Origin of the sequence: Cohaesibacter marisflavi (genome assembly GCF_963665895.2) — a bacterium.
In the GTDB taxonomy this organism is placed as follows: domain Bacteria; phylum Pseudomonadota; class Alphaproteobacteria; order Rhizobiales; family Cohaesibacteraceae; genus Cohaesibacter; species Cohaesibacter marisflavi.
The window spans coordinates 2,342,769-2,363,073 of the sequence record NZ_OY762534.1 but is presented as its reverse complement, the minus strand read 5'-3'; the positions used below and the strand labels follow the sequence as shown (position 1 = coordinate 2,363,073).

Here is a 20,305-nt window from a genome sequence, read left to right as displayed (position 1 = left end):
CATGAATGCGGCGAGAGAAAAAAGAGACAGGTGGCAAATTGGCTGATTGGTCGACATTAATGGCGTTCGCCGTGTTTGTATGCGTCATGTCCGGAACGCCGGGGCCTGGCAATCTGACATTCATGGCGCTGGGGGCAAAGGCTGGCTTTGGCGCGGTGGTTCGCCCTTTGTGCGGAGCCATATTGGGTGCTGCGATGCTGGGGCTTTGCGTCGCTTTGGGCTTGGGTGCCCTGCTGATGCAGGACGGCTGGATTGCTAATATCTTCCGCGGCTTGAGTATGGGCTATATGCTCTATCTGGCATGGCGCATTATGACGATGCACAAGGCGGACAAGAAGGACACCGCTCATCTGTCTTTTGCAGAGGGCATTTTAATCCATCCGCTCAGCCCCAAAACATGGGCCATGTATAGCATCGCCTTTTCGCTCTATTTCAACCCTACAGGATCGCTGCTCGATGAAACCGCAATTCTCATCGGTGGCTTTGCCATGGGAGGGCTGGTCTTCCATTCGCTCTGGGGCTTTATGGGGGCAAAGGTCATGCAGTTTCTGGGGGACGGGCGCAAATACCAACTCTTCACCGCCGCCATGGCTGTGCTGATGGTGGGCACCACGGCTTGGTCGCTCTGGGCCAAGACGGGAGCCTCATGAGTGCATTTGGAAAAACCTTCAAGCCTGCTACATCCATCATACATGCAGATGAAATGATGCCAAAGAAAAAGGGCCATCCCTCAGGATAGCCCTTAAAGTTGGATCCATAATCGGATCACTCTCAAGTCAAAAACAAAGCGTGGCAGATGGCACTGAAAATATTCCCCTGTGCGCCACCTGACAGAGTCTGGTCTTAAAGGACCTTTACCGATGTGCCGACCGGCACTCGTTCGTAAAGGTCCATGACATCTTCATTGCGCATGCGGATACAGCCAGAGCTGACCGCATGACCAATGGACCATGGCTCGTTGGAGCCATGAATTCTGTAAAGCGTCGAGCCAAGATACAGCGCGCGAGCGCCGAGCGGATTGCGCGGGCCGCCTTCCATATATTTGGGCAAACCGGGCTGACGCGCACGCATTTCGGCTGGCGGTGTCCAGCCGGGCCATTCAGCCTTGCGCGAAACCTTGTGTGTACCGGCCCATTCAAAGCCGGGACGTCCAACACCAACGCCATAGCGGCGCGCTGTTCCATCCCTGTTGACCAGATACAGATAGCGTTCGTTGGTGTTGATGATGATGGTGCCCGGTTTTTCCGGGCCCTGATAATCGACCACCGTAGGCAGGAAGCGAGGATCTATGCCACGGGTGCGTTTGGCCGCCACTTTACGCGATGCTTCATAGGTCGGGCGAGCCGGTTTGGAAGCGATGCGGTTCATGCGTGGGCGCGCATCCACCGGGCGGGCACTCATGCGTCCGGGACGCAGCTGCATCACCCATGGCTGGATTTGATCCGGGCTCAACATGACAGGAGGAGGAGGGGCATACCGCACCGAACTGGCGGAGACCGACTGCGCAAGGCCACCAAGACCAAGAACAACGGTACAAGCTGTAAGAATCAGGTGCTTCATTTACAGAACTCACAATATGAAATTGACGCCATTGTCGGCCTTCGGGCCACATTCAAAACAGAAGCGTTGGGTTTTGATGAGGTATACTTAATAATTGCTTCTGTTATTAAAAATTATTCTACGTGGTAAACTAATCAGAAAGGTTAATGAGAAATTGATAGTTGTTCTGTTTGGATTCAAGGTTAATAAAATATGACGGCACTACATTTATGCTTAACAAAAGACAAAGATCAGCCTTCATGCGGCGAATCCTGTCCGTGTCTCGGCGAGACCCATGCAATTTGCATAAAATGACAAGGGGGCCGTCTTGCCCATGACGAGAGCCATGCGCCGCATTTCTTGCGCGAAAGAGGGCAAGATTGCTTTAAAGCTTAAGGGGTTTTGACAGGGGAGAGGACAAAGCGCCTAGCGCAGACCCGTTACCTTGCGAGCATAGAGCAGCAGGTCAGGGGTCATCGGTTTGACCTGTTTGAGCGTCATGCCCGGGCGCAGATGCGGACTATAGAGCATATTGAGGATTAAACGGTCATATGGCGTGAAATAGTCGAAGCTGCTTTCGTCATTGAACACCGAATGGACAAGGCTCTTGTCATCATTGACCGGCCCCAGCCCTTGCAGAATCTCCTCCACCATGCAGCGATGAAAAACCGAGCGTCCCTGATCGGAAACGATCACGGCATCCGAGCGTAGAATGCCCGAACGGCGAGACAAAACCCGAACGATGCACTGGCCGGGCACCTCCATGCTGCGATCATTATAGACTTCATCCTGCACGGTTCGCACATAGTCGGCAGAATCGACCACATATATATGGAAATTGGCGTCTTTGCGATTGTTGGCCATGCGCACCTGAAGGCCGGGAATGCTGATGGGCAAGCTTTTGATAAAGCGGCGCACAGTTCTGAGCCGGTTGAGTCTGGCTCGGTTGTCGATCCAGACCTTGACCGGAGCCACATATTTTTTGACTCTTTTTGACTGGCCGCCCCAACTGAGCGCCTTGATCTCGGCGCCAAACACAGTCTTGTAAAAGCCTTGCGCTACTTCATCGTCATCATAATGCGCTGCATGGGCAGGCGTGGTCATCAGCGCTGCCCCGACGAGAAACACAGAGACAACGGCAAGAAAGCGCACCTGTTCCATGAACCTGCATGACATGCGGGCTGTGGTCCGTAACTTGTTGCTTGGTTTCTGCATTCAGCGTCTACACTCTACCCGGGACAAGAATTTGAGAAATATAAACAATTGCTTCAATTGACGCTGTGCGCCGCGCCCCGGTAGCAGGGCTGACCATACAATGGCCACTCGCTTGGAAAAGGTCAATTGCAAGCTAGTAGCAAAAGCAACAAACTTGCGGTCGCCAAACCACGCTGGGCGTCTTGGAACCAGCTGCAACCGGAAGCAGGCCTTTATAGCCTGCAAGATGATAAGATAATACAAATAAAAAACAAAAGTGGTTTTGGTCATTTTTGTACGTATTTATATTGCGGCAAGTTTGCCAATTATACTGCAAGCTTCTTTCGGAGAAAAAGCCTTTAATTAAATTGCATTCAAAAACCTAATTTTAACGAAGCGCCGATATGGTTGCTCCCAATAAGTCTGTTCGACTTGGTGCCTGTTGGATTGCGTTTCGATGACCCGTATGTGTCGATCTGTGCTTTCCGGCCCCTTTAGACAATAAGAGTAATTTGAGTTTGGGAGTATGATTGGAATGGCGCTGGCTACGAAACCATTTCGGATTGAACAGGTCTTGGGCGACGCAGTGACTCCCAGATCCATTGCGGCGAACAGCTCCCTTTCGAGCGAACAGCATCAACAGATCATGGATGAGCTTGCAGCCCTGAAAAGGCTTGTTGAACCTGCTCAGGAATTGAATAGCAATCTGGTTGAGACCTTCCGTTCTGAATTGAGCGAAGCGGTCAAAATCAAAAAGGAAATGGACGAGATCTACGAGGCCATTGCCGAAACCAAGCGCGAAATCGCCACCCTGCACGTCAATGGTCTGCATTCGGCAGAAATGAACAGGGTAACCGACGAACTGGATGCCATCGTGTTTGGCACAGAACAGGCAACCGAGCAGATCCTAGAGGCTGCCGAAGTCATCGACGAAAACTCCTCCAAGCTTTCCAAAACCCTGACCGGCGAAGAAGACCAGTGGACCCACGAAATTCAGGATGCGGTCATTGCTGTTTTCGAAGCCTGTAACTTCCAGGATTTGACCGGCCAGCGCATCACCAAAGTGGTCAATGTGTTGCGTTTCATCGAGGAACGCATCGTGTCCATGATGGATATCTGGGGCGGCATCGAGCAATTTCAGGAAATCGAGGTGGACAATCCACTGGAAAAGACCGGCGATGCGGCTCTGCTCAACGGTCCGGCTCTGGCCAACGAAGATGGCGTTGCCAGCCAGGACGACATCGACGCCTTGTTCGACTAGCTTTTTGCGCAAGCAAAAAGCGTACAGTGTTCCGGCATAGACTGGTCTCACAGCGACAGGTGCCTCACCGAGGCACCGATAGCCTGAAGACACGGGCATCTTTACCCCGATTTTTGCGCAATCAAAAAGCGTACAGTGTTCCGGCATAGACTGGTCTCACAGCGACAGGTGCCTCGCCGAGGCACCGATAGCCTGAAGACGAGAGCCTCTTTGCCCCGAATTTTGCGTAAGCAAAAAGCGTACAGTGTTCCGGCATAGACTGGTCTCACAGCGACAGGTGCCTCATCGAGGCACCGATAGCCTGAAAATTCCAAAGCCTGCCTGCGAAGCTCACGTGGTGGGCTTTTCTTTTGACTTGTCGTTGTTGGTTGTGTATGGAACAAATACAGAACGTTTTGCGTGGAGGCAGACCGATGACTGACGACAAGCCCGATTTCGAGCCAGTGGAAGGCCTATTGGTCGGAGAGGATGGCAAGGCCCGCTGCTGGTGGCATGGGGGCAAGCCTGATTATTTGGCCTATCACGACACGGAATGGGGACGACCGGTCAAAGACGATAGAACCCTGTTTGAGAAGATCTGCCTTGAAGGCTTCCAGTCTGGCCTCAGCTGGTACACGATCCTGAGAAAGCGCGAGAATTTTCGCGCCGCCTTCGCCAATTTCGAGATAGACAAGGTGGCTGCCTTTACCGAAACGGACATTGAACGCTGTCTGGCCGATGCAGGCATCGTACGTCATCGCAAGAAGATCGAGAGCACCATCAACAACGCCAGAAGGGCGCGAGACTTGCAGTCCGAGTTCGGGTCTCTGGCAGCCTATTTCTGGGCCCATGAGCCGGGGACGGAAGATCGTCCCGAGCGGTGCGATTTTGCAAGCTTGGGCCCCTTGGGCAAGACGGATGTGTCAACGCGCATTTCCAAGGATCTCAAAAAGCGCGGCTGGTCCTTTGTTGGTCCGACCACCGTTTATGCTTTCATGCAGGCCATGGGGCTGGTCAACGATCATCTTGAGGGCTGCTGTTGTCGCGATGAGGTGGAGGCTCTGCGTGATGCATTTGAGCGCCCTCAGGCGAAGTGATCCACGCCAAAAGGCCGGCGGACGGTTGCCAGCCACAAATATGTGCAAATAGTTTGGAACCATTCTCGTTCTGAAGTCTTGATTGTTGAGGGTGCGAGCAAAATGACATAGGTCTACTTGCTTCCGTGACCAGATCTTTTGCGTATTGCTGCGTCCAAATCGGTTGCCAATAGATATTCTTTCCGTGCTAAAGTATCGCATCGGCTTTTTTTGATTGTTTGTCGTATCAGTGAGCTGGAAGCGGTCACGGTTGCTCGGGCGAAGAGCATGGGACCATGGCCTTTCGCGCAAAGACAAGAGTTTAATTCATTCCCGAGAGGATAAAATGAACGCAATTTCAGAACAATTAGGGGCCTATACGCCGCTCATTATCAATGTTTCCAAGGCCATTCTGTTTCTTGTTGTCGGCTATATTGTCGCTGGAATGGTTGCACGCTTCATTCGCAATCGTATAACACCGCTTGAGAAGGTCGACGATACGCTGGGCAATTTTGCCGCCTCCATGGCGCGTTGGGCCATTCTGACGATTGTTGTTATTGCGGTGTTGCAGCTATTCGGCTTTCAGGCGACCAGCCTTGTCGCGGTGCTCGGTGCTGCGTCTCTGGCCATTGGTCTGGCCTTGCAAGGCACCCTCAGTGACGTGGCTTCCGGCGTCATGCTGATCATTTTCCGTCCCTATAAACTGGGGGATTATGTCAATGTTGGTGGCACCTCCGGCACCGTCCAGTCCGTAGATCTGTTCGTGACCTATATGGTGACGCCGGACAATGTGCAGATCATCATGCCCAACTCTAAGGCATGGGGCTCTATCATTACCAACTACTCGGCGCAAACCACACGCCGCGTCGATCTGACCTTCGGCATCGATTATTCCAACAGCGCAGACAAGGCGATGCAGATTATTCTGGATCTGGCCAATGCAGACATGCGCGTTCAGAAGGTGCCGGAACCATGGGTGGCCGTGACCAATCTGGGCGATTCTTCGGTCGATATCACCACACGTCTGTGGTGTGATGCTGCGGACTATTGGGCGCTCAAATTCGATATGCTGAAGGCCGTCAAGGAAGCCTTCGATGAGCAGGGCATCGACATTCCGTATCCGCATACTCAGATCATTTCCGTCAACAGGAACGAGAAAGACGAAGCCTGATTTTGGCTTTTGAGGCAAGGAAAAACAAAGGGCGGCATGGGCTGCCCTTTTTCTTTGAACGAAGGTGGCTTTGAATGGAGGTGGCAAAGCAGGGGGAATCCAGTGCGATTTTGTCCGCGTTATTGGCTTTATGTCTGTTCTTAATGGGCGACTTTTGCCCAATTTGCCCGAAGCTGACCCTTGCATGCCATTTTTGATGTCATTTACGTGAAGTTTCCTGCTCAACTGAGGCCAAAGCTCAGCTCTTCTCTTGCCGCTTTCCCTTGGATGGGCTAGGAAAAGCCCGCAAGGCGTGTCCTATTTCCGGTGCGCGCCTCTCTAACTTCAATTCTAATTCAAAAGTGACGTCCAATCATGGCAAAGAACAAAAAGCCCAACAAGCTCAAGGCCCGCCTGCCGCGCGGTTTTGTGGACCGGACTGCTGACGATATTCGCGCATCCGATGACATGCTCGCAAAAATCAAGGCCGTCTATGAGCATCATGGCTTTGATCCGATTGAGACGCCGACCTTTGAATATACCGATTGTCTGGGCAAATTCCTGCCTGATACGGATCGCCCCAACGCGGGTGTCTTTTCCGTACAGGATGATGACGAGCAATGGATGAGCCTGCGCTATGATCTGACCGCGCCGATGGCCCGTCACGTGGCCGAGAATATCAACGAGATCCAGCTGCCTTTCCGCACCTATCGCGTTGGCTATGTCTATCGCAACGAAAAGCCCGGTCCTGGCCGTTTCCGTCAGTTCATGCAGTTTGACGCCGACACCGTTGGCGCGCCGGGTGTGCAGACCGACGCTGAAGCCTGCATGATGATGGCAGACACCATGGAAGCCCTCGGCATCGAGCGCGGCAACTATGTTATTCGCGTCAACAACCGCAAAGTGCTTGATGGGGTGATGGAAGAAATCGGCTTTGGTGGCGATGAGCATGCCGAATCCCGCCTCACGGTTTTGCGCGCCGTTGATAAACTGGACAAGTTTGGCACCGACGGCGTGCGCCTGTTGCTGGGCGAAGGCCGCAAGGATGAGAGCGGCGACTTCACCAAGGGCGCCGGTCTTAGCCCTGAAAATGTCGAGAAGGTGATTGCCTTTACCCAAGGTACTCTCGACATGGAAAATGACGGCACCCGCGAGCTGGACACCATGCAGGCCATCTTTGATGCCTGTGGCTACGGGGAAGATCGCATCAAGATCGACCCATCCGTCGTGCGTGGCCTCGAATATTACACCGGCCCGGTCTATGAGGCCGAGCTGCTGTTTGATGTGACCAACGAGAAGGGCGAAGTTGTCCAGTTCGGCTCTGTCGGCGGCGGCGGGCGCTATGATGGTCTGGTCAAACGGTTCGTCGGGCGTGACGTGCCTGCCACGGGCTTCTCCATCGGTGTCTCCCGCCTGATGACGGCTCTTAAGAATCTCGGCAAGCTGGGCACGGATATGGTCGTCGAACCTGTGCTGGTTACCGTTATGGACGGGGATGTCGAGAGTCTTGGCCATTATATGAAGATGGTGCAGGAGCTGCGCGCCGCAGGCGTGCGGGCCGAGCTTTATCAGGGCAACTGGAAGAAGTTTGGCAACCAGCTCAAATATGCCGACAAGCGCGGCTGTCCGCTGGCCATCATTCAGGGCTCTGACGAGAAGGAAAAGGGCATTGTCCAGATCAAGGATCTGGAAGAAGGCAAACGCCTCTCTGCCGAGATTGAGGACAACGCCACTTGGCGTGAAAGCCGTCCCGCTCAGGTCGAGGTGCCGCTCGCCGAGATGGTCGAAACCGTCAAGAAGATGCTCGCAGATCAGGCCGCCGATCGGGACGCCGCCCGTGCTGCCGAGACGAAATAACCGCTCAGCCGGAAAAGGCGAGAGGAGATATCCATGACTCATCTGACCGAAACAATGCGCGCCGAGCTGGCTCAACAGTTCGACGCGGCAGGTGCCAGAGTGATCAATCTGCCGATCCTCTATTCTGCGGACCTGTTTGTTGATCTCATTGGTGAAGACATTCGCCGCCGCCTCTATGTCGCCCCTGGCGCCAATGGCGAGGCGATGGCGCTCCGGCCTGAATTCACCATTCCCGTTTGTCTGCATCATCTGCGCCATGGAGAGGCAACCCGCAAGGCGACCTATGCCTGCCTTGGTCCGGTGTTCCGCCAGCGCGCCGATGATGAACCCGGCGAGTTCCATCAGGCAGGTATCGAACAGATCGACCCCGAAGGCGGCTTTGACTTTGATGCGGCCAACGTCGCCAGCGCCGTTTCCATGGTGGAAAGCCTCTCGGGTAAGCGCCCGGTCGTGACCATCGGTGATCTGGGGCTTTTTTCTGCCTTGCTCAATGCTTTGGGCACGCCCGCTGTATGGCAGCGGCGTCTGGAAGGTGCGTTTGGTGATCGTGCCGTGCTGGACCGCATGCTGAGACGTCTGGAACAGGGCGGCTCGGAAAGCCATGGGGCGTCTGCCGGTCTGGCTCGTATTCTCGAAGGCAAGGCGCCGGAAGATGTGCGCGAGGCGGTTGAGGAAATGCTCGATATCGCAGGCCTTGCTGCCGTGGGCGGTCGCTCTGTGGGCGACATTGCCGAGCGCTACATGGAAAAGGCCGAGCTCGCCGCAATGGCGGGCTGGGATGCCGACAAGCTGGCAATCATCGTGCGCTATCTGTCCATTGCCGGATCGCTCGATGATAGCCTTGATCAGCTCCGTGCCTTCGATGCCAAAGAAGGCGGGCTGCTGGGCGATGCCCTTGCGGCTCTTGCCGATCGCATCGCTGCCATTCGAGCCGCTGTGCCGCAAGGCACGAAGCTGGTGTTCAAAGCCGATTTCGGGCGCCGCCTCGATTATTATTCGGGCTTTAATTACGAGTTGCATTTCGAAGGCGAAGACAAGCCGGTTGCCGGTGGCGGTCGCTATGATCGCCTGCTGGGCATTCTGGCCTCCCGCGCCAAACAGGGCAACGCGGTGGACGCGGTTCCGGCCATCGGTTTTGTGGTCTGGCTGGATCGTCTGACGCAAGCGGGCAAAGAGAGCTAAGGAGAGAGCACCATGAGCAAGACACCTTTGATCATCGCGATCCCCTCCAAAGGCCGCCTGCAGGAAAACACCAACGCCTTTTTCGCCCGTGCCGGTCTTGATGTCGCCCGTCCGGGTGGCGCACGCAATTATCGCGGTCATCTCAAGGGCACCGACAATGTCGAAATCGCCTTTCTTTCCGCCTCTGAAATCGCCAAGGAGCTGAAAGCTGGTTCCGTGCATCTTGGGGTGACGGGTGAGGATCTGATCCGCGAACATCTCGCAACGCCGGAGAGCTATGTCGATCTGCTGATCAAACTCGGTTTTGGTCATGCCAATGTTGTCATCGCCGTGCCCAAGGCATGGATCGACGTGCGCAACATGGAAGATCTCGGCGACGTGGCTATGGACATGCCAGCTCGTTATGGCCATCGCCTGCGTGTCGCGACCAAATATATCAACCTGACGCGGGCCTTCTTCGCCAGCCACGGCATCATTGACTACAAGATTGTCGAGAGCCTTGGGGCGACCGAAGGGGCGCCTGCTGCGGGGTCGGCTGATATCATCGTCGATATCACCTCCACCGGTTCGACCCTTGAGGCCAACAATCTCAAGATTCTGGACGATGGGGTCATGCTGCGTTCGGAGGCCAATCTGGTGGCTTCGCTGACGGCGGACTGGTCTGAGGAAGCCAAATCGGCGCTGGGCGAAATTCTTGATCGCATACAGGCCGAAGAAGCCGCCCGCTCCGTGCGCGAGATCACAGCTGCCCACCATGACGCCGCTGCAATCAGCCAGCAGATCTGTGACGAGTTCGAAGCCGCTGGCGTGACTGCGCCCTATGGCCATAACGACCATATCTTGCGCCTGCATGCCCCGCAAAAGAGCGTCTATGCCATTGCTCGTCGCCTGCGCGAGCTGGGCTCGGTATCCGTATCTGTGGGGCGTCTGGACTATGTGTTCGAGGCATCCAATCCGCTCTTTGATCATATGGTGGAGCGCCTTGGGCAATAAACGGCATTGCCAGCGCCAAAACCGGCGCTGGCCTTGATTTGGACTCATTGCTGGGGCCACTTCCTCACAAAGACAGCGGCAACCGGCGCAATCATTCATCCTGAGCAAGCAGGCTCTTGATTGGCGCCTCAGCACATGAGCATCACATGACCATGAACCGAGATATATCCCGCCGTATGGCGATCAAACTGGTGGCCGCCGGGCTTGCCGCTCCGGCGCTTGTGCGCGCCAATGTGGTCAACGCCGCCGAGTTGGATCGGGCGATCGGAAGTCTCATCATGGTTGGCTTTTCAGGCAAGAGCGCTGGAGGCAATTTTGCCCGCACCATCGCCAGCCAAATTGCCAAGGGCAGGGCGGCCTCTGTTGTCTATCTTTCCACCAATGTCGGCACGCGCAAGGATGTGCTGGGGCTCAACAAACTGTTTCATGATGCTGGTGCCACGCATATCGCCATCGATCATGAAGGTGGTACGGTGCAGCGTCTCAAGGAGCGACAGGGCTTCACCCGCATTGCCTCCGCGCTCAGCATCGCCAAAAGCACCAATCCCGGTGGCGCGGAAAAGATTTACGCCGTGGCGGCAAGAGAATTGTCGGAGGCGGGTTTCACCTTCAATCTGGGCCCAGTGGCAGACCTGCATCGCGCTTATAATCCGGTGATTGGCCGCAACAAACGCGCCTATGGCAAGGATGCTGCCACGGTGATCCGCTATGCGGGGGCTTTCGTGAAGGCGCACCGCCGCTACGGCATCACCACGGCGCTCAAGCATTTCCCCGGACACGGGCTGTCCAAGGCCGATAGCCACAACGGCTTTGTCGATATCCGCGATACGTGGCAGCCAGAGGAATTGACGCCCTTTGCCGAACTGGTCCGTATGGGACTGGCCGACTGCATCATGTCCGGTCATCTCTATGTGCGAGTGGGGAAGGATAGCAACGGCGAATTGACAACCTTTTCCAAGACCCTTGTGCGCGATGCCCTGCGGCGACGCATGGGCTTTAATGGCCTGATCATGACCGATGATCTCAACATGGGCGCCGTGCGCAAGGTGGCATCCACCCGCGAAGCGGCCATTCGGGCCGCTCAGGCTGGCTATGACATTCTTTTGCTGTCCAACAGCCTCAAGCCTGATGCCAATCTGCCCGCCGAAGCCGTCGGTTGGATACGCGACGCGGTGCGACAGGGGCAGATCAGCGAGAAGCAGATATTGGATAGCGCGGCCCGATTGCGTCGCTCGCGTTCGGCTTGATGAGCCTTATGAGAGACGCTACGGGCTTCGCTATGGTCGCTTTTTAGCGATGGGCGCGGTAATAACCCTGCGCCAGCTCGGGATAATGATAGACGAGCGTGGCAAACACGGTTTCATCCACGGCATAGCCCAGACCGGCTGAAATGAGATGAGCGCACTGTTCAGTGCGGTTCTTCAGGCTGGAAAGGGAAAGCCCGCTGCGTGCACCCAGATCATAGGCTTCGCGGAACGACATGATGCGGGCGCGAAAACCGGCCTTCAGAACCGCGATGGTTTCGGCGCTGGCTGCTTTTGTCGTTGGATTTCCTGTTTGGCTGTCAGCTTCCTTGGATAGATTGGAGGCGTGGTTGACAGGAAAATCGTAGCTTTGATCGATTGCTTCAAACATTGTGTTTCCTTCCTAACATGCCCATGGACAACGCCCATGCACGGGTTTGGAAGACTGACGACAACAGGTAAGGGAACTCCGCTTAGTTGCGCCCATCTTCGCGGTTTGCAAAGATGCCGCCACATCCCCGTACAGGTGCCACCTTGCCGCGGTCGGCAGGTTGGCGAGGGCGTCAGCCCTTCTCGTGATGATGGCCGCATAATTAGAGCAACTTTGAGACGGAATCAAGCCTGTTGTGGATTATTGCAGCTCTGAATGCTGCGCATAGCGGGAGAGTCGAGCTTGGACAGCTGTTCAATTTGCTCGCATAGATTGAACAAATGATCCGCTTTGGAACGTATGTACCAAGAGTGCCAACTGAAAAAAATGCAATCAAAAGGAGGGTTGCCTTTGTGAATGCAGCGTAAGATTGCTGTGAAAACAAAAGAAATAAGAGGTCGTCATAAGACGACCTCTAGTGACGGTGAATTGTGGGGACCGTCCTTAGAAAGACTATTTTCTTCGCTCATCTGGTGTCTTGTTGGGGGACCAACACCGAGAGCTGCTTTTTTCTTGGGCCTTTCTTGATTTTGATACTACGCTTAGCTGGTCGGTTTTTCCATAGTGCTCATCGAAAAATTGCATGTAGAAGTCGAAAAAAGGTAGGTTATAAAGCGCAAAACGTGTAATTCCTTATTCGGTTAGGCTTGAATATGGCTGTATAAAATAAATATTATTTATAAAATGGATGTGTAATTTTATAGTTGTTCTTTATTATTCTGTTGAGACGGTGCGAATATTCGGTCCATTACGAGCCGACTTTGAGTCATTTCAATAAGTATAGAGGCTTTTTAATGTGCAAGAATCTGTAAGTTTGCTTCGTCTGATCCTGCCTATTGCACCTAATTCAATTTGATTAGAAATCTAGATAAAAATACGCATGTCATCTTTCTTGTTTCACGCGATTGCAAGATTGCTCTTTACTCGGGCAGTCACACGGTGCCTGCAACCTGTAAGCTTTTCTTAACCCAAAATCCCGAATTGGCTGCGTATTAAAAGTTGCACGGTAAATTTGAGTGTATGCAGATGCCATCTTGCATTTGGCTTATCAAAAGCGCATGCATCATTTGGGATGAATCGAGCTTGCTGACTGTTTCAGATCGTGTTGCGTTTCTCCTTTCCGCTTCAGGCGTGGCATGGCCCGCCGAACGTTAAATGGAGATGTGTGTTGTTGTGCGCTTTGGATTTCGGATTGGCTCAAGGCATAGACGCGGCCATTATCCAGCTCGTGCGGGCGGGTAAGATTGGTTCGATTGCCTGCTTGCCGGTGTCTGATCTGTGGCCCAAGAGTGCAAGCGGATTGCACGCCTATCTCAAGACCGCTCCAAAACGCCCTATCGTGGGGCTCTGTCTGGCGATCACCGGACCCTTTTCACCACTCTCTACCGGATTCGCACCGGAAAATCGCGATCAACAGGGCTATTTGCCCCGGAGAACGGATCTGGCCCGAGCGGCGCGCCGGTTTGAACTGGATGAAAGAACGCTTGAGGCGGAGTTCCGCGCGCAGTTCCGGCGGTTCACCGCCCATCTAGGCAGCAGTCCACACTTTTTGGTACTTCAGCCTGAGATCCTCTATTTCGCAGCCGCAGCCCGCGCTGTCACCGGTACTTTAGCAAAATTCGATGCAGCAACGCTGCCGGTCATATGTCCTTTGTTACCGCAAGCCAATGGGTGGAAGGACAAACTGGAAAAACGCCATATCTGGCGAGCCAATGATCATATGCGCGAACCCTGGGTGCGGCGCGCCTTGATGGAGCCCCCAAATGCCGAGCGATTGCCCCCTAAAAACAGCTGGTTACAGGATGGAAAGATCTGGACGGCTATAAGGCCCGCTTTACCAGACGAGCGCTTGTCCCGCTTCGATCCGGATCCGCTATTTCGGGTAAAACAAATGGGGTGGCTTTAACCGCAGTTCTGAGATATTTCCCGATCTGTATGGATGATTCAACTTTTTACCCGTAGCAATTGGTATTGGATTCTCCTTGCTGCAACATTTCCGAGTATAACGAGCAACTTGCCACTTGAGTTCTTGTTGTGTCGCGGTATTCTTGTATTACATGCTGGATACCACCATACGAACGACTTTTTGTGTCAGTACAAGTTGGGAGCCAGCAATTTATACTGGGGGACAGTGAAGAACAAATCTGGAATTTGGTGACAAAACGGCTCAACTGCCTTTTGGTTGAGACGCCACGGGTCTTGAATTTTGGATCAAATAATCGAAGCGCCGCGCTCCGATTAGACGTCAGTGGTAAAGATATCCCTGACTTGTAAGGCTTTTCTCCAGCATTAAGAATGTTTCGTTGTTGTTTTATCTGATGCAATGCTCCAGGGGCTCTCGAGCCGCCTTGGTCGCATCAGATCTCCGGAGGTATCCGGAGGGAAACAGAACATAGTCGCGGTCGGATACGATTCGATGCTGCGACAAGGCGGGCTGCTTTTCGGGGGACTGGTGGCCCGCCTCTTCTGTTTCTGCTCACCAAGCATGGTTCGATTGGTTCTCGTCAGAACCCAATTCACTCGACAGCTTTGGAAATTGGACAAAAATGACCTAAATGTAAGGTGTCTATGATGGAATAGGCGGCCTACACTCTCCCTTTATCCATTTTTCAACATGGAGAAAATGCGTTTCATGCGCATATACGAAACCTCCGATTTTACCCAACCCCATCAGATCAGGTAGAGTTTGTACCGTCCTTGGCCAAAAGCAAGCATGGAACCGCAATGGAGTAGCTCGCCAACGCGTAGTAACTGGAGAATTTCCAAACGGTTTTGCTCTGGCAGGCGGAGTTGCAACAGTCCGGTCTGGCCGTGCATGGCAATGGATGCGCTACGCTGCTGACTGACTGTGCGATTCCATTTAACTTCAGCCAGACCCGCGTCATCACATTGACAATCTGAGAGCGCCTGCTTGATTTTGGCGAAGTCGCCATCGGGCGATACACCATGCCAGCGGGCAACCACTGTCGCTCGATCAATCAGGCCTGCAAGAAACTGTTCTGCGATGGATTGTGCTGTGTCGCCTGCTGCATCATGGAAGGGTGTCACGAATGAGAGCATGGCTCGGTCGGCGTCTTTCTGTTCGTCATCAAGGTCAGTCCAGACATTTTCGACCGAACGGATCAGAACGCTATCGCAGACAGGCCCCAGCCCGCCGATATAGATGCCTTCTTCAATTGCTCTGTGGCAGGCATCCGAAATTTCACTTGCCCACAATAGGCCCAGTCCGAATAGACGCATGGTAATGCGTACACTGGTGGCGTCTGCGGTTTCCGTGCGCAAGATCCAGGGTGGTGTGATCCGGGTGGCCATGTCACCGGTCTTGTCTTGTGGCATATTGAAGAAAACCTGAAAGCCGCAGGCCGGCCCCCAAGGGCAGGGAAGGCCGGCCAGCGCTTCTCTTGAGGCCGTCTTCATTAGCTGCGATCCAATGGCTTGCCGCACAGCGCCGGGAAAGCCGGGATGCTGGGCCAAAGGACCGTCGCCCTCGCATTCAAAGGTGATGTCACGAACAGTCAGGCTTGTGAGGAACTGCTCAAAGCAGCAAACACTCGCCGGATCTCTCATCAACTGATGCAGGTCATTGCCGGTCGGCGCGATGGCCGGTGCAAATAGGAATGTCGGATTCTGGGATGCTGTACTATAGGCGTCAGGGGAAATCTTGTTCACGATGCTCTCCTCAAAACACGGGAAGGATAAACAGGTGGAAGCGCCACCTTCATAACTTTTCTCGTATCTATATTTGGAGAGTTGACCGGTTCTTGTCGATTAAAACAGAAGGGTGATTTTAAAGCTCGATGGTTTTTGCGACAAAGAAGCAGCAAAGGATCGGCAAGCAAGCCGCAAGGTGCGGTAAAGAAAGCGACGAGTGAGGCACGTCGCCATTGTGCCTTCAGATGGACGCGCCCCTTTTCCTTTCAGCTCAAAGGTCACTTCTTCATGCCTGCAACAAACTCGCGCAAGGAGATAAGGCTTCGCTCGGCATCGTCAATCGCTGACATGATGGTGACAGCTTCGCGATGGTCGATACGCCGGTCCTTGAGTGCTTGATCGATGGTCTCCAATACGTCAGATGCTTCGAACACGATGCGGTGGGCGGCCTGAAAGATATGATCTTCTCTCTTTTCCGGTTCGGCCTCAATCCGCTCGGCTGCGACAAAGGCCGTGCCTTTCAAGAGATAGCTTACGAGCGAAGGATCGGGGAAGAAGGCAATGAGCCTGCGTATTTCATCGGCAGAAAAGGGGGTAACACCCTGTAGCCGCTGATAGAAAGACTGATAGCTCATGTCTGTGCCCTTGGCGACAGACGCGATGTCATACCGGTTGCTTTCCGTGATGGCTTTGCGGACAAGGAAGCCGAAATGCTTTCCCCTGTCTTTGGTCTTGAGTTGGCTCATGGGGGTTCCAGTCAAGATGCAAGAGGTGAGTCAAAAAGGTCTATACAACCATATATTGTTTATAGTTGCATAAAAAGACCTTGATGCTCAAGATTGCATTTGATCGGGATTGCCAGGGAATAACTTTCCTATTCCTGAGCACAGGGAGCCATGGTGCCATCTGGCTCCAGAATCAGATGTTTGGAGTTCTTCGATTTCTCGACGATTTCAGCCAGTGTATGTTCATTCAGGCTGGCAACAAACTGCTTGATGGAACGGGACATGACACGCGACATTTCGCAACCGCCAAACATCGGGCAATCGGGCTGAGGCTCATCATTACATCGAGGGCAAAGACATTCCACCACGCCAAAATCGGCTTCCATAACCTTTGCAACATCGCCCATGCGGATGTCTTCAGGGGCTTTGCCCAGAACAAGTCCGCCACCGCGGCCGCGTGTGGTTTTCAGAAATCCGCTGTTGGACAATTTGGCTATCAGCTTCATGCAGTGCGTGCGCGAAAGCCGCAAAGCCGAGGCCACGGTTTCCACGGTCAGGCTTCGCTCGTCATTCATGGCGACCAGCATTAAAATCCGATAGGCGAAATCGGTCCCTTTGGCCAATCTCATATGATACCTCGCTCTGGTTATAGTGCATTGGTGAAGGTGCGAGGGCACTTTTGCTTTGAGCTGCATCAATAATGGAGATCAAAGTCATGTTTTTACCGTTTCATCTTGCATGATAGAGGTGAAAATGTGCTATTAGCCATCAAGAACAATACAAGACAGCTTCAAGTGAAGCGAGGGAGACGCCAAGTGACACAGGAACTCGAAAGCCGCGTTGTTGATCTGGAAATCCAGATTACGCATCAGGCCAACACAATCGAGGATCTTTCGCAGATGGTATCCCGCCAATGGGACATCATGGATAGACTGACCCGACAGGTGAAAATGCTTCAGGATAGTCTGGTCGAACTGGAGGAAAATTTGCCTCCTCCGGGCAATGAGAAACCGCCGCATTATTAAACGTTAGCAGAACAAACAAAAAGGTCAGCTTGTGAGCTGACCTTTTTTGTCTCTTGCGCGAGCCGTTGGAGGAGCGGCTTGCTGCTATTGAGCCAGCTGTCGGGATGCTTCGCGAACACTGCGCGTGGAGTTATCCATGTGGGCTGTCGCCTGCGAAATGGTTTCGACATTGTCGGTGATGGTGGCAACCCCGATGGAAGCTGTCTGCATATTGCCCGAAATATCGCGCGTCACGGCAGATTGTTGCTCGATGGCGGTTGCGATGCTGCTCGAGATGGTACTCACCTGCTGGATGACTTCCTTGATCGCATGGATCGCGCTCACCGCTCCGGCGGTTGACGTCTGAACCGAGTTGATGCGGGCGCTGATATTCTCGGTTGCCTTGGTGGTCTGGGAGGCTAGTTCCTTGACCTCGGATGCCACAACAGCAAAGCCCTTGCCGGCTTCTCCGGCGCGTGCCGCTTCGATGGTTGCGTTAAGGGCCAGCAGGTTGGTCTGTGCTGCGATGCTGTCGATCAGCTCGATCACGTCGCCGATGCTTTGGGCATCGTCTGAAAGGCCGCTCATGATTGCTTCCGAATGGGTCGCTTCAGAAACCGCCTGATCGGACACGCTTGTTGCCTGATTGACCTGACGACTGATCTCCTCGATGGAGGCAACCAGTTCCTCGGCTGCTGCTGCCACGGTCTGCACACTGGAGGAGGCTTGCACTGCGGCGTTTGCTGCACTGGCGGCCTGCTCATTGGTACTGGAAACAGTATTGGCAATATCGTTTAGATTACCATCGATCTGCTTCTGGATCGCGCGGCGGCGCAGACGTTCTTCCACCATCTCGGTGATATCGGTCGCAAATTTGATCACGCTGATCGGGCGGCCTGTGGCATCGAAAATCGGCGTGTAGGTTGCCTGTATCCAAACATCATGCCCATCCTTGGCCTGACGTTTGAATTCACCAGAATGAAACTTACCCGCCTGAAGGGTTTCCCAGAATTGCTTGTATTCATTACTGGCCGCATAGTCAGCATCGACAAACATACGGTGTTGCTTGCCCTGAATTTCTTCAAGACGATAGCCCAGCGTCTGGAGGAAGTTTTCGTTTGCGGTGCGAATAGTGCCCGTGAGATCGAACTCGATAACGGCCTGAGACCGGTTCAATGCCTCCGATTGACCTTCCAGCTTCAGCATATGCAGCTTCTGCTCGGTGATGTCGCTTGCGAGCATCACAACCTTGATCGGCTTGCCCGAGCGGTTCTTGACCACGCAATAGCTTCCAGAGATCCAGATTGACTGACCGCCTTTAACGATGCGTGCATATTCACCGGTTTGATCAAGGCCCTGACGTAGACCAGACCAAAGCGCACCGTCAGCAGACTTGTCATTGCTTGTATCGGGCACGAAGATTGAATGGTTCTTGCCTTTTATTTCATCAAGACTGTAGCCACATGCCTTCTCGAAAAGCGCGTTACCGTCAAGAATAGTCCCCTCCAGAGAGAATTCGGCGATAACCTGCGTGCGACCGATGGCATCGAATTTGGCTTTGTCTGAACTATTGCTGGCTATTGAGATCATCAAGCTTTCCTCGCAAAAAGATCCTTTTGTTTGAAAGCAATATGCTGCCTGCTTGGTAAAGGGGGCTTTAATGGCTTTGATCGACTCTAAAATAAAATTAGTTCATTTACTTATATGGTTCGAGTTGTATAAAGCATTGAAGCAATTTTTTGCCAATGGATTAAGTTTTTGGAAATCATGAAATACTGAATTACACGTAAGGTAGAGAAGTTAAGGCTGTTAGTTTTAACGATGCTACTTGTGATAACGGTTTGAAAATATAGTGCAATCTGAAATTATATTGAGAAAAGCTATGTTTCTAAGTATTAACTCGTAGTGAAGGCAGGGTTGGTTGTATTGATAAAATTACGCATCAAAAAGGGGTGGATTATTTTTTTTAGCTTACAGAGCAATTACTTGCTAAGTAAGTTAGGTAATTATCACCTTGTTCACAAAAACGCGGATTTTACGCATTTTTGCGGGCATGCCTGTGCGGAAGGGGACGCCGCCTCGTTAACTTTCGAGCCGGCGCATAAACCAGTCTTGAGCAAGTGCTGGCCAGCTGGCGTGGGTGCCATCAAGAGAGCGCAGGGCAAAGCCATGCGGTGCTGCGCCGAAAATATGCGCATCAACGGTCAAGCCGTTGCGGCTGGCTGCCTGTAGCAGATTGAGAGCATGCTGTACCGGCACGGATCGGTCTTGCAATGCATAGGCCAAGAAGAGCGGGCAGTGGGGCAGGCCGTGAGGGTGATCTTCAAGGCCAATGGCCCAGTCATCATAAAAATCCTGCTTCTGCACTGGCGGGTAGTCTGCTTTGGTCTCTGGATATTTATGGGCGCGATGGTTTGCATTGATCGGTGCATAGGCGATCAGGCCTCCACGCACATTCAGACTGCTCGGCTGGCAGGCCATGACCCCGGCCATATGGCCCCCCGAAGACAGCCCCACATGAAAGAGTGAGAGAGAAGCGCTGGTGGCTTCGAGCGCCCTGAGCGCTGCCTGACCATCCATAAGAGCGATACTCTTATTATAGACACCGCCGGTGCCGCTGTCTGCGCCCGGCAGACGGTGCACCAGAATATGCGCGTCTATGGAGAGAGAGTTGAGCCACAAGGCGACCTCAAGCCCTTCCTTGTCGTAGATCAGCTTTGTGTAGCCGCCACCCGCATACACCAGAGCCTGCGCCCGCGGCTTGGCAACCCGAAAGCTGTGCAGTTGAGGAGAATGCACGCGGGCGATTTGCCGGTCGGGCCATTCTCCAGAAAAGACATTGGGCGCGGTTTTGCGCGCATCCAGATGGGTCACTTCGGCGACAGGTGGCTGGGCAGGCAAAGAAAAAGGCATGAGAATGTCTCGCACATAACGATGGATGACCAGGAACAGATCGTTGGCGTCTGCCCTGAAGCACTAAAAGAGTGAAGGCGCTGATCACTCTATTATATACGGACTTA

The 20,305-nt window shown here is 53.4% G+C and carries 18 protein-coding genes and 1 riboswitch; of the genes, 10 read left to right on the top strand and 8 right to left on the bottom strand.

What is annotated here, in order from left to right:
* Nucleotides 1-38 precede the first annotated feature (38 nt).
* A complete protein-coding gene (locus ACKPCT_RS11800) occupies nucleotides 39-650 on the top strand; it encodes a LysE family translocator (protein WP_319569285.1) in 612 nt (203 codons plus the stop codon).
* A gap of 193 nt (nucleotides 651-843) precedes the next feature.
* Here the strand turns inward: ACKPCT_RS11800 and ACKPCT_RS11795 are convergent, their stop codons facing one another.
* Both ACKPCT_RS11795 and ACKPCT_RS11790 read right to left on the bottom strand, forming a co-directional pair.
* Complete coding sequence (locus tag ACKPCT_RS11795) at nucleotides 844-1,560, bottom strand: L,D-transpeptidase (RefSeq protein ID WP_319569284.1); 717 nt, start codon at nucleotides 1,558-1,560, stop codon at nucleotides 844-846.
* 405 nt (nucleotides 1,561-1,965) lie between these two features.
* Nucleotides 1,966-2,715, bottom strand: a complete 750-nt coding sequence (locus tag ACKPCT_RS11790; protein ID WP_319569283.1) for a DUF2927 domain-containing protein — start codon at nucleotides 2,713-2,715, stop codon at nucleotides 1,966-1,968.
* Nucleotides 2,716-3,268: 553 nt separating this feature from the next.
* Here ACKPCT_RS11790 and ACKPCT_RS11785 point away from each other — a divergent pair.
* From ACKPCT_RS11785 to ACKPCT_RS11755, 7 genes are all read left to right on the top strand, one after another.
* Nucleotides 3,269-3,994: a protein phosphatase CheZ gene (locus tag ACKPCT_RS11785; RefSeq protein ID WP_090070873.1), complete on the top strand. Its 726-nt coding sequence runs from the start codon at nucleotides 3,269-3,271 to the stop codon at nucleotides 3,992-3,994.
* A gap of 413 nt (nucleotides 3,995-4,407) precedes the next feature.
* Nucleotides 4,408-5,070, top strand: coding sequence for a DNA-3-methyladenine glycosylase I (locus ACKPCT_RS11780; protein ID WP_090070871.1), 663 nt, complete (start codon nucleotides 4,408-4,410; stop codon nucleotides 5,068-5,070).
* 325 nt (nucleotides 5,071-5,395) lie between these two features.
* Nucleotides 5,396-6,220: a mechanosensitive ion channel family protein gene (locus ACKPCT_RS11775; protein WP_319569282.1), complete on the top strand. Its 825-nt coding sequence runs from the start codon at nucleotides 5,396-5,398 to the stop codon at nucleotides 6,218-6,220.
* A gap of 351 nt (nucleotides 6,221-6,571) precedes the next feature.
* On the top strand, nucleotides 6,572-8,056 hold the full coding sequence (hisS, locus tag ACKPCT_RS11770) for a histidine--tRNA ligase (RefSeq protein WP_319569419.1): 1,485 nt from the start codon (nucleotides 6,572-6,574) through the stop codon (nucleotides 8,054-8,056).
* A gap of 33 nt (nucleotides 8,057-8,089) precedes the next feature.
* The gene (locus tag ACKPCT_RS11765) at nucleotides 8,090-9,238 is read left to right on the top strand and encodes an ATP phosphoribosyltransferase regulatory subunit (protein ID WP_090070865.1); all 1,149 of its coding nucleotides are present in this window, start codon (nucleotides 8,090-8,092) and stop codon (nucleotides 9,236-9,238) included.
* A 12-nt stretch (nucleotides 9,239-9,250) separates the two neighbouring features.
* Complete coding sequence (gene hisG / locus ACKPCT_RS11760; protein WP_319569281.1) at nucleotides 9,251-10,231, top strand: ATP phosphoribosyltransferase; 981 nt, start codon at nucleotides 9,251-9,253, stop codon at nucleotides 10,229-10,231.
* 146 nt (nucleotides 10,232-10,377) lie between these two features.
* Complete coding sequence (locus tag ACKPCT_RS11755) at nucleotides 10,378-11,478, top strand: glycoside hydrolase family 3 N-terminal domain-containing protein (protein ID WP_319569280.1); 1,101 nt, start codon at nucleotides 10,378-10,380, stop codon at nucleotides 11,476-11,478.
* Between the two features lie 43 nt (nucleotides 11,479-11,521).
* Here ACKPCT_RS11755 and ACKPCT_RS11750 read toward each other — a convergent pair whose 3' ends face one another.
* Complete coding sequence (locus tag ACKPCT_RS11750; protein ID WP_090070859.1) at nucleotides 11,522-11,866, bottom strand: hypothetical protein; 345 nt, start codon at nucleotides 11,864-11,866, stop codon at nucleotides 11,522-11,524.
* Nucleotides 11,867-11,950: 84 nt separating this feature from the next.
* Nucleotides 11,951-12,062, bottom strand: a riboswitch (SAM-I-IV-variant riboswitch).
* A 945-nt stretch (nucleotides 12,063-13,007) separates the two neighbouring features.
* Between ACKPCT_RS11750 and ACKPCT_RS11745 the strand changes: the two genes are divergently transcribed.
* On the top strand, nucleotides 13,008-13,811 hold the full coding sequence (locus ACKPCT_RS11745) for a ChbG/HpnK family deacetylase (RefSeq protein ID WP_319569279.1): 804 nt from the start codon (nucleotides 13,008-13,010) through the stop codon (nucleotides 13,809-13,811).
* A gap of 764 nt (nucleotides 13,812-14,575) precedes the next feature.
* Here the strand turns inward: ACKPCT_RS11745 and ACKPCT_RS11740 are convergent.
* The 3 genes from ACKPCT_RS11740 to ACKPCT_RS11730 form a co-directional block, all read right to left on the bottom strand.
* Nucleotides 14,576-15,574 (bottom strand): hypothetical protein, encoded by a 999-nt coding sequence (locus tag ACKPCT_RS11740; RefSeq protein ID WP_090070855.1) that lies wholly within the window; start codon nucleotides 15,572-15,574, stop codon nucleotides 14,576-14,578.
* 260 nt (nucleotides 15,575-15,834) lie between these two features.
* The gene (locus ACKPCT_RS11735; RefSeq protein ID WP_090070853.1) at nucleotides 15,835-16,302 is read right to left on the bottom strand and encodes a phage regulatory CII family protein; all 468 of its coding nucleotides are present in this window, start codon (nucleotides 16,300-16,302) and stop codon (nucleotides 15,835-15,837) included.
* Nucleotides 16,303-16,430: 128 nt separating this feature from the next.
* Nucleotides 16,431-16,910: an RrF2 family transcriptional regulator gene (locus tag ACKPCT_RS11730; protein ID WP_175527980.1), complete on the bottom strand. Its 480-nt coding sequence runs from the start codon at nucleotides 16,908-16,910 to the stop codon at nucleotides 16,431-16,433.
* Nucleotides 16,911-17,096: 186 nt separating this feature from the next.
* On the opposite strand from ACKPCT_RS11730, the gene ACKPCT_RS11725 reads away from it, so the two are divergent.
* The gene (locus tag ACKPCT_RS11725; protein ID WP_090070849.1) at nucleotides 17,097-17,306 is read left to right on the top strand and encodes a SlyX family protein; all 210 of its coding nucleotides are present in this window, start codon (nucleotides 17,097-17,099) and stop codon (nucleotides 17,304-17,306) included.
* Nucleotides 17,307-17,390: 84 nt separating this feature from the next.
* Here the strand turns inward: ACKPCT_RS11725 and ACKPCT_RS11720 are convergent, their stop codons facing one another.
* Both ACKPCT_RS11720 and ACKPCT_RS11715 read right to left on the bottom strand, forming a co-directional pair.
* Nucleotides 17,391-18,875, bottom strand: coding sequence for a methyl-accepting chemotaxis protein (locus tag ACKPCT_RS11720; RefSeq protein WP_319569278.1), 1,485 nt, complete (start codon nucleotides 18,873-18,875; stop codon nucleotides 17,391-17,393).
* A gap of 492 nt (nucleotides 18,876-19,367) precedes the next feature.
* Complete coding sequence (locus ACKPCT_RS11715) at nucleotides 19,368-20,198, bottom strand: alpha/beta hydrolase family protein (RefSeq protein ID WP_319569277.1); 831 nt, start codon at nucleotides 20,196-20,198, stop codon at nucleotides 19,368-19,370.
* Nucleotides 20,199-20,305 lie beyond the last annotated feature (107 nt).

What these genes read in the sequence shown, in the direction of transcription:
- ACKPCT_RS11795 (WP_319569284.1), bottom strand. Translation starts at nt 1,560, where the DNA reads ATGAAGCACCTGATTCTTACAGCTTGTACCGTTGTTCTTGGTCTTGGT.
- ACKPCT_RS11790 (WP_319569283.1), bottom strand. Translation starts at nt 2,715, where the DNA reads ATGTCATGCAGGTTCATGGAACAGGTGCGCTTTCTTGCCGTTGTCTCT.
- ACKPCT_RS11785 (WP_090070873.1), top strand. Translation starts at nt 3,269, where the DNA reads ATGGCGCTGGCTACGAAACCATTTCGGATTGAACAGGTCTTGGGCGAC.
- ACKPCT_RS11780 (WP_090070871.1), top strand. Translation starts at nt 4,408, where the DNA reads ATGACTGACGACAAGCCCGATTTCGAGCCAGTGGAAGGCCTATTGGTC.
- ACKPCT_RS11775 (WP_319569282.1), top strand. Translation starts at nt 5,396, where the DNA reads ATGAACGCAATTTCAGAACAATTAGGGGCCTATACGCCGCTCATTATC.
- ACKPCT_RS11765 (WP_090070865.1), top strand. Translation starts at nt 8,090, where the DNA reads ATGACTCATCTGACCGAAACAATGCGCGCCGAGCTGGCTCAACAGTTC.
- hisG (WP_319569281.1), top strand. Translation starts at nt 9,251, where the DNA reads ATGAGCAAGACACCTTTGATCATCGCGATCCCCTCCAAAGGCCGCCTG.
- ACKPCT_RS11755 (WP_319569280.1), top strand. Translation starts at nt 10,378, where the DNA reads ATGACCATGAACCGAGATATATCCCGCCGTATGGCGATCAAACTGGTG.
- ACKPCT_RS11750 (WP_090070859.1), bottom strand. Translation starts at nt 11,866, where the DNA reads ATGTTTGAAGCAATCGATCAAAGCTACGATTTTCCTGTCAACCACGCC.
- ACKPCT_RS11735 (WP_090070853.1), bottom strand. Translation starts at nt 16,302, where the DNA reads ATGAGCCAACTCAAGACCAAAGACAGGGGAAAGCATTTCGGCTTCCTT.
- ACKPCT_RS11730 (WP_175527980.1), bottom strand. Translation starts at nt 16,910, where the DNA reads ATGAGATTGGCCAAAGGGACCGATTTCGCCTATCGGATTTTAATGCTG.
- ACKPCT_RS11720 (WP_319569278.1), bottom strand. Translation starts at nt 18,875, where the DNA reads ATGATCTCAATAGCCAGCAATAGTTCAGACAAAGCCAAATTCGATGCC.
- ACKPCT_RS11715 (WP_319569277.1), bottom strand. Translation starts at nt 20,198, where the DNA reads ATGCCTTTTTCTTTGCCTGCCCAGCCACCTGTCGCCGAAGTGACCCAT.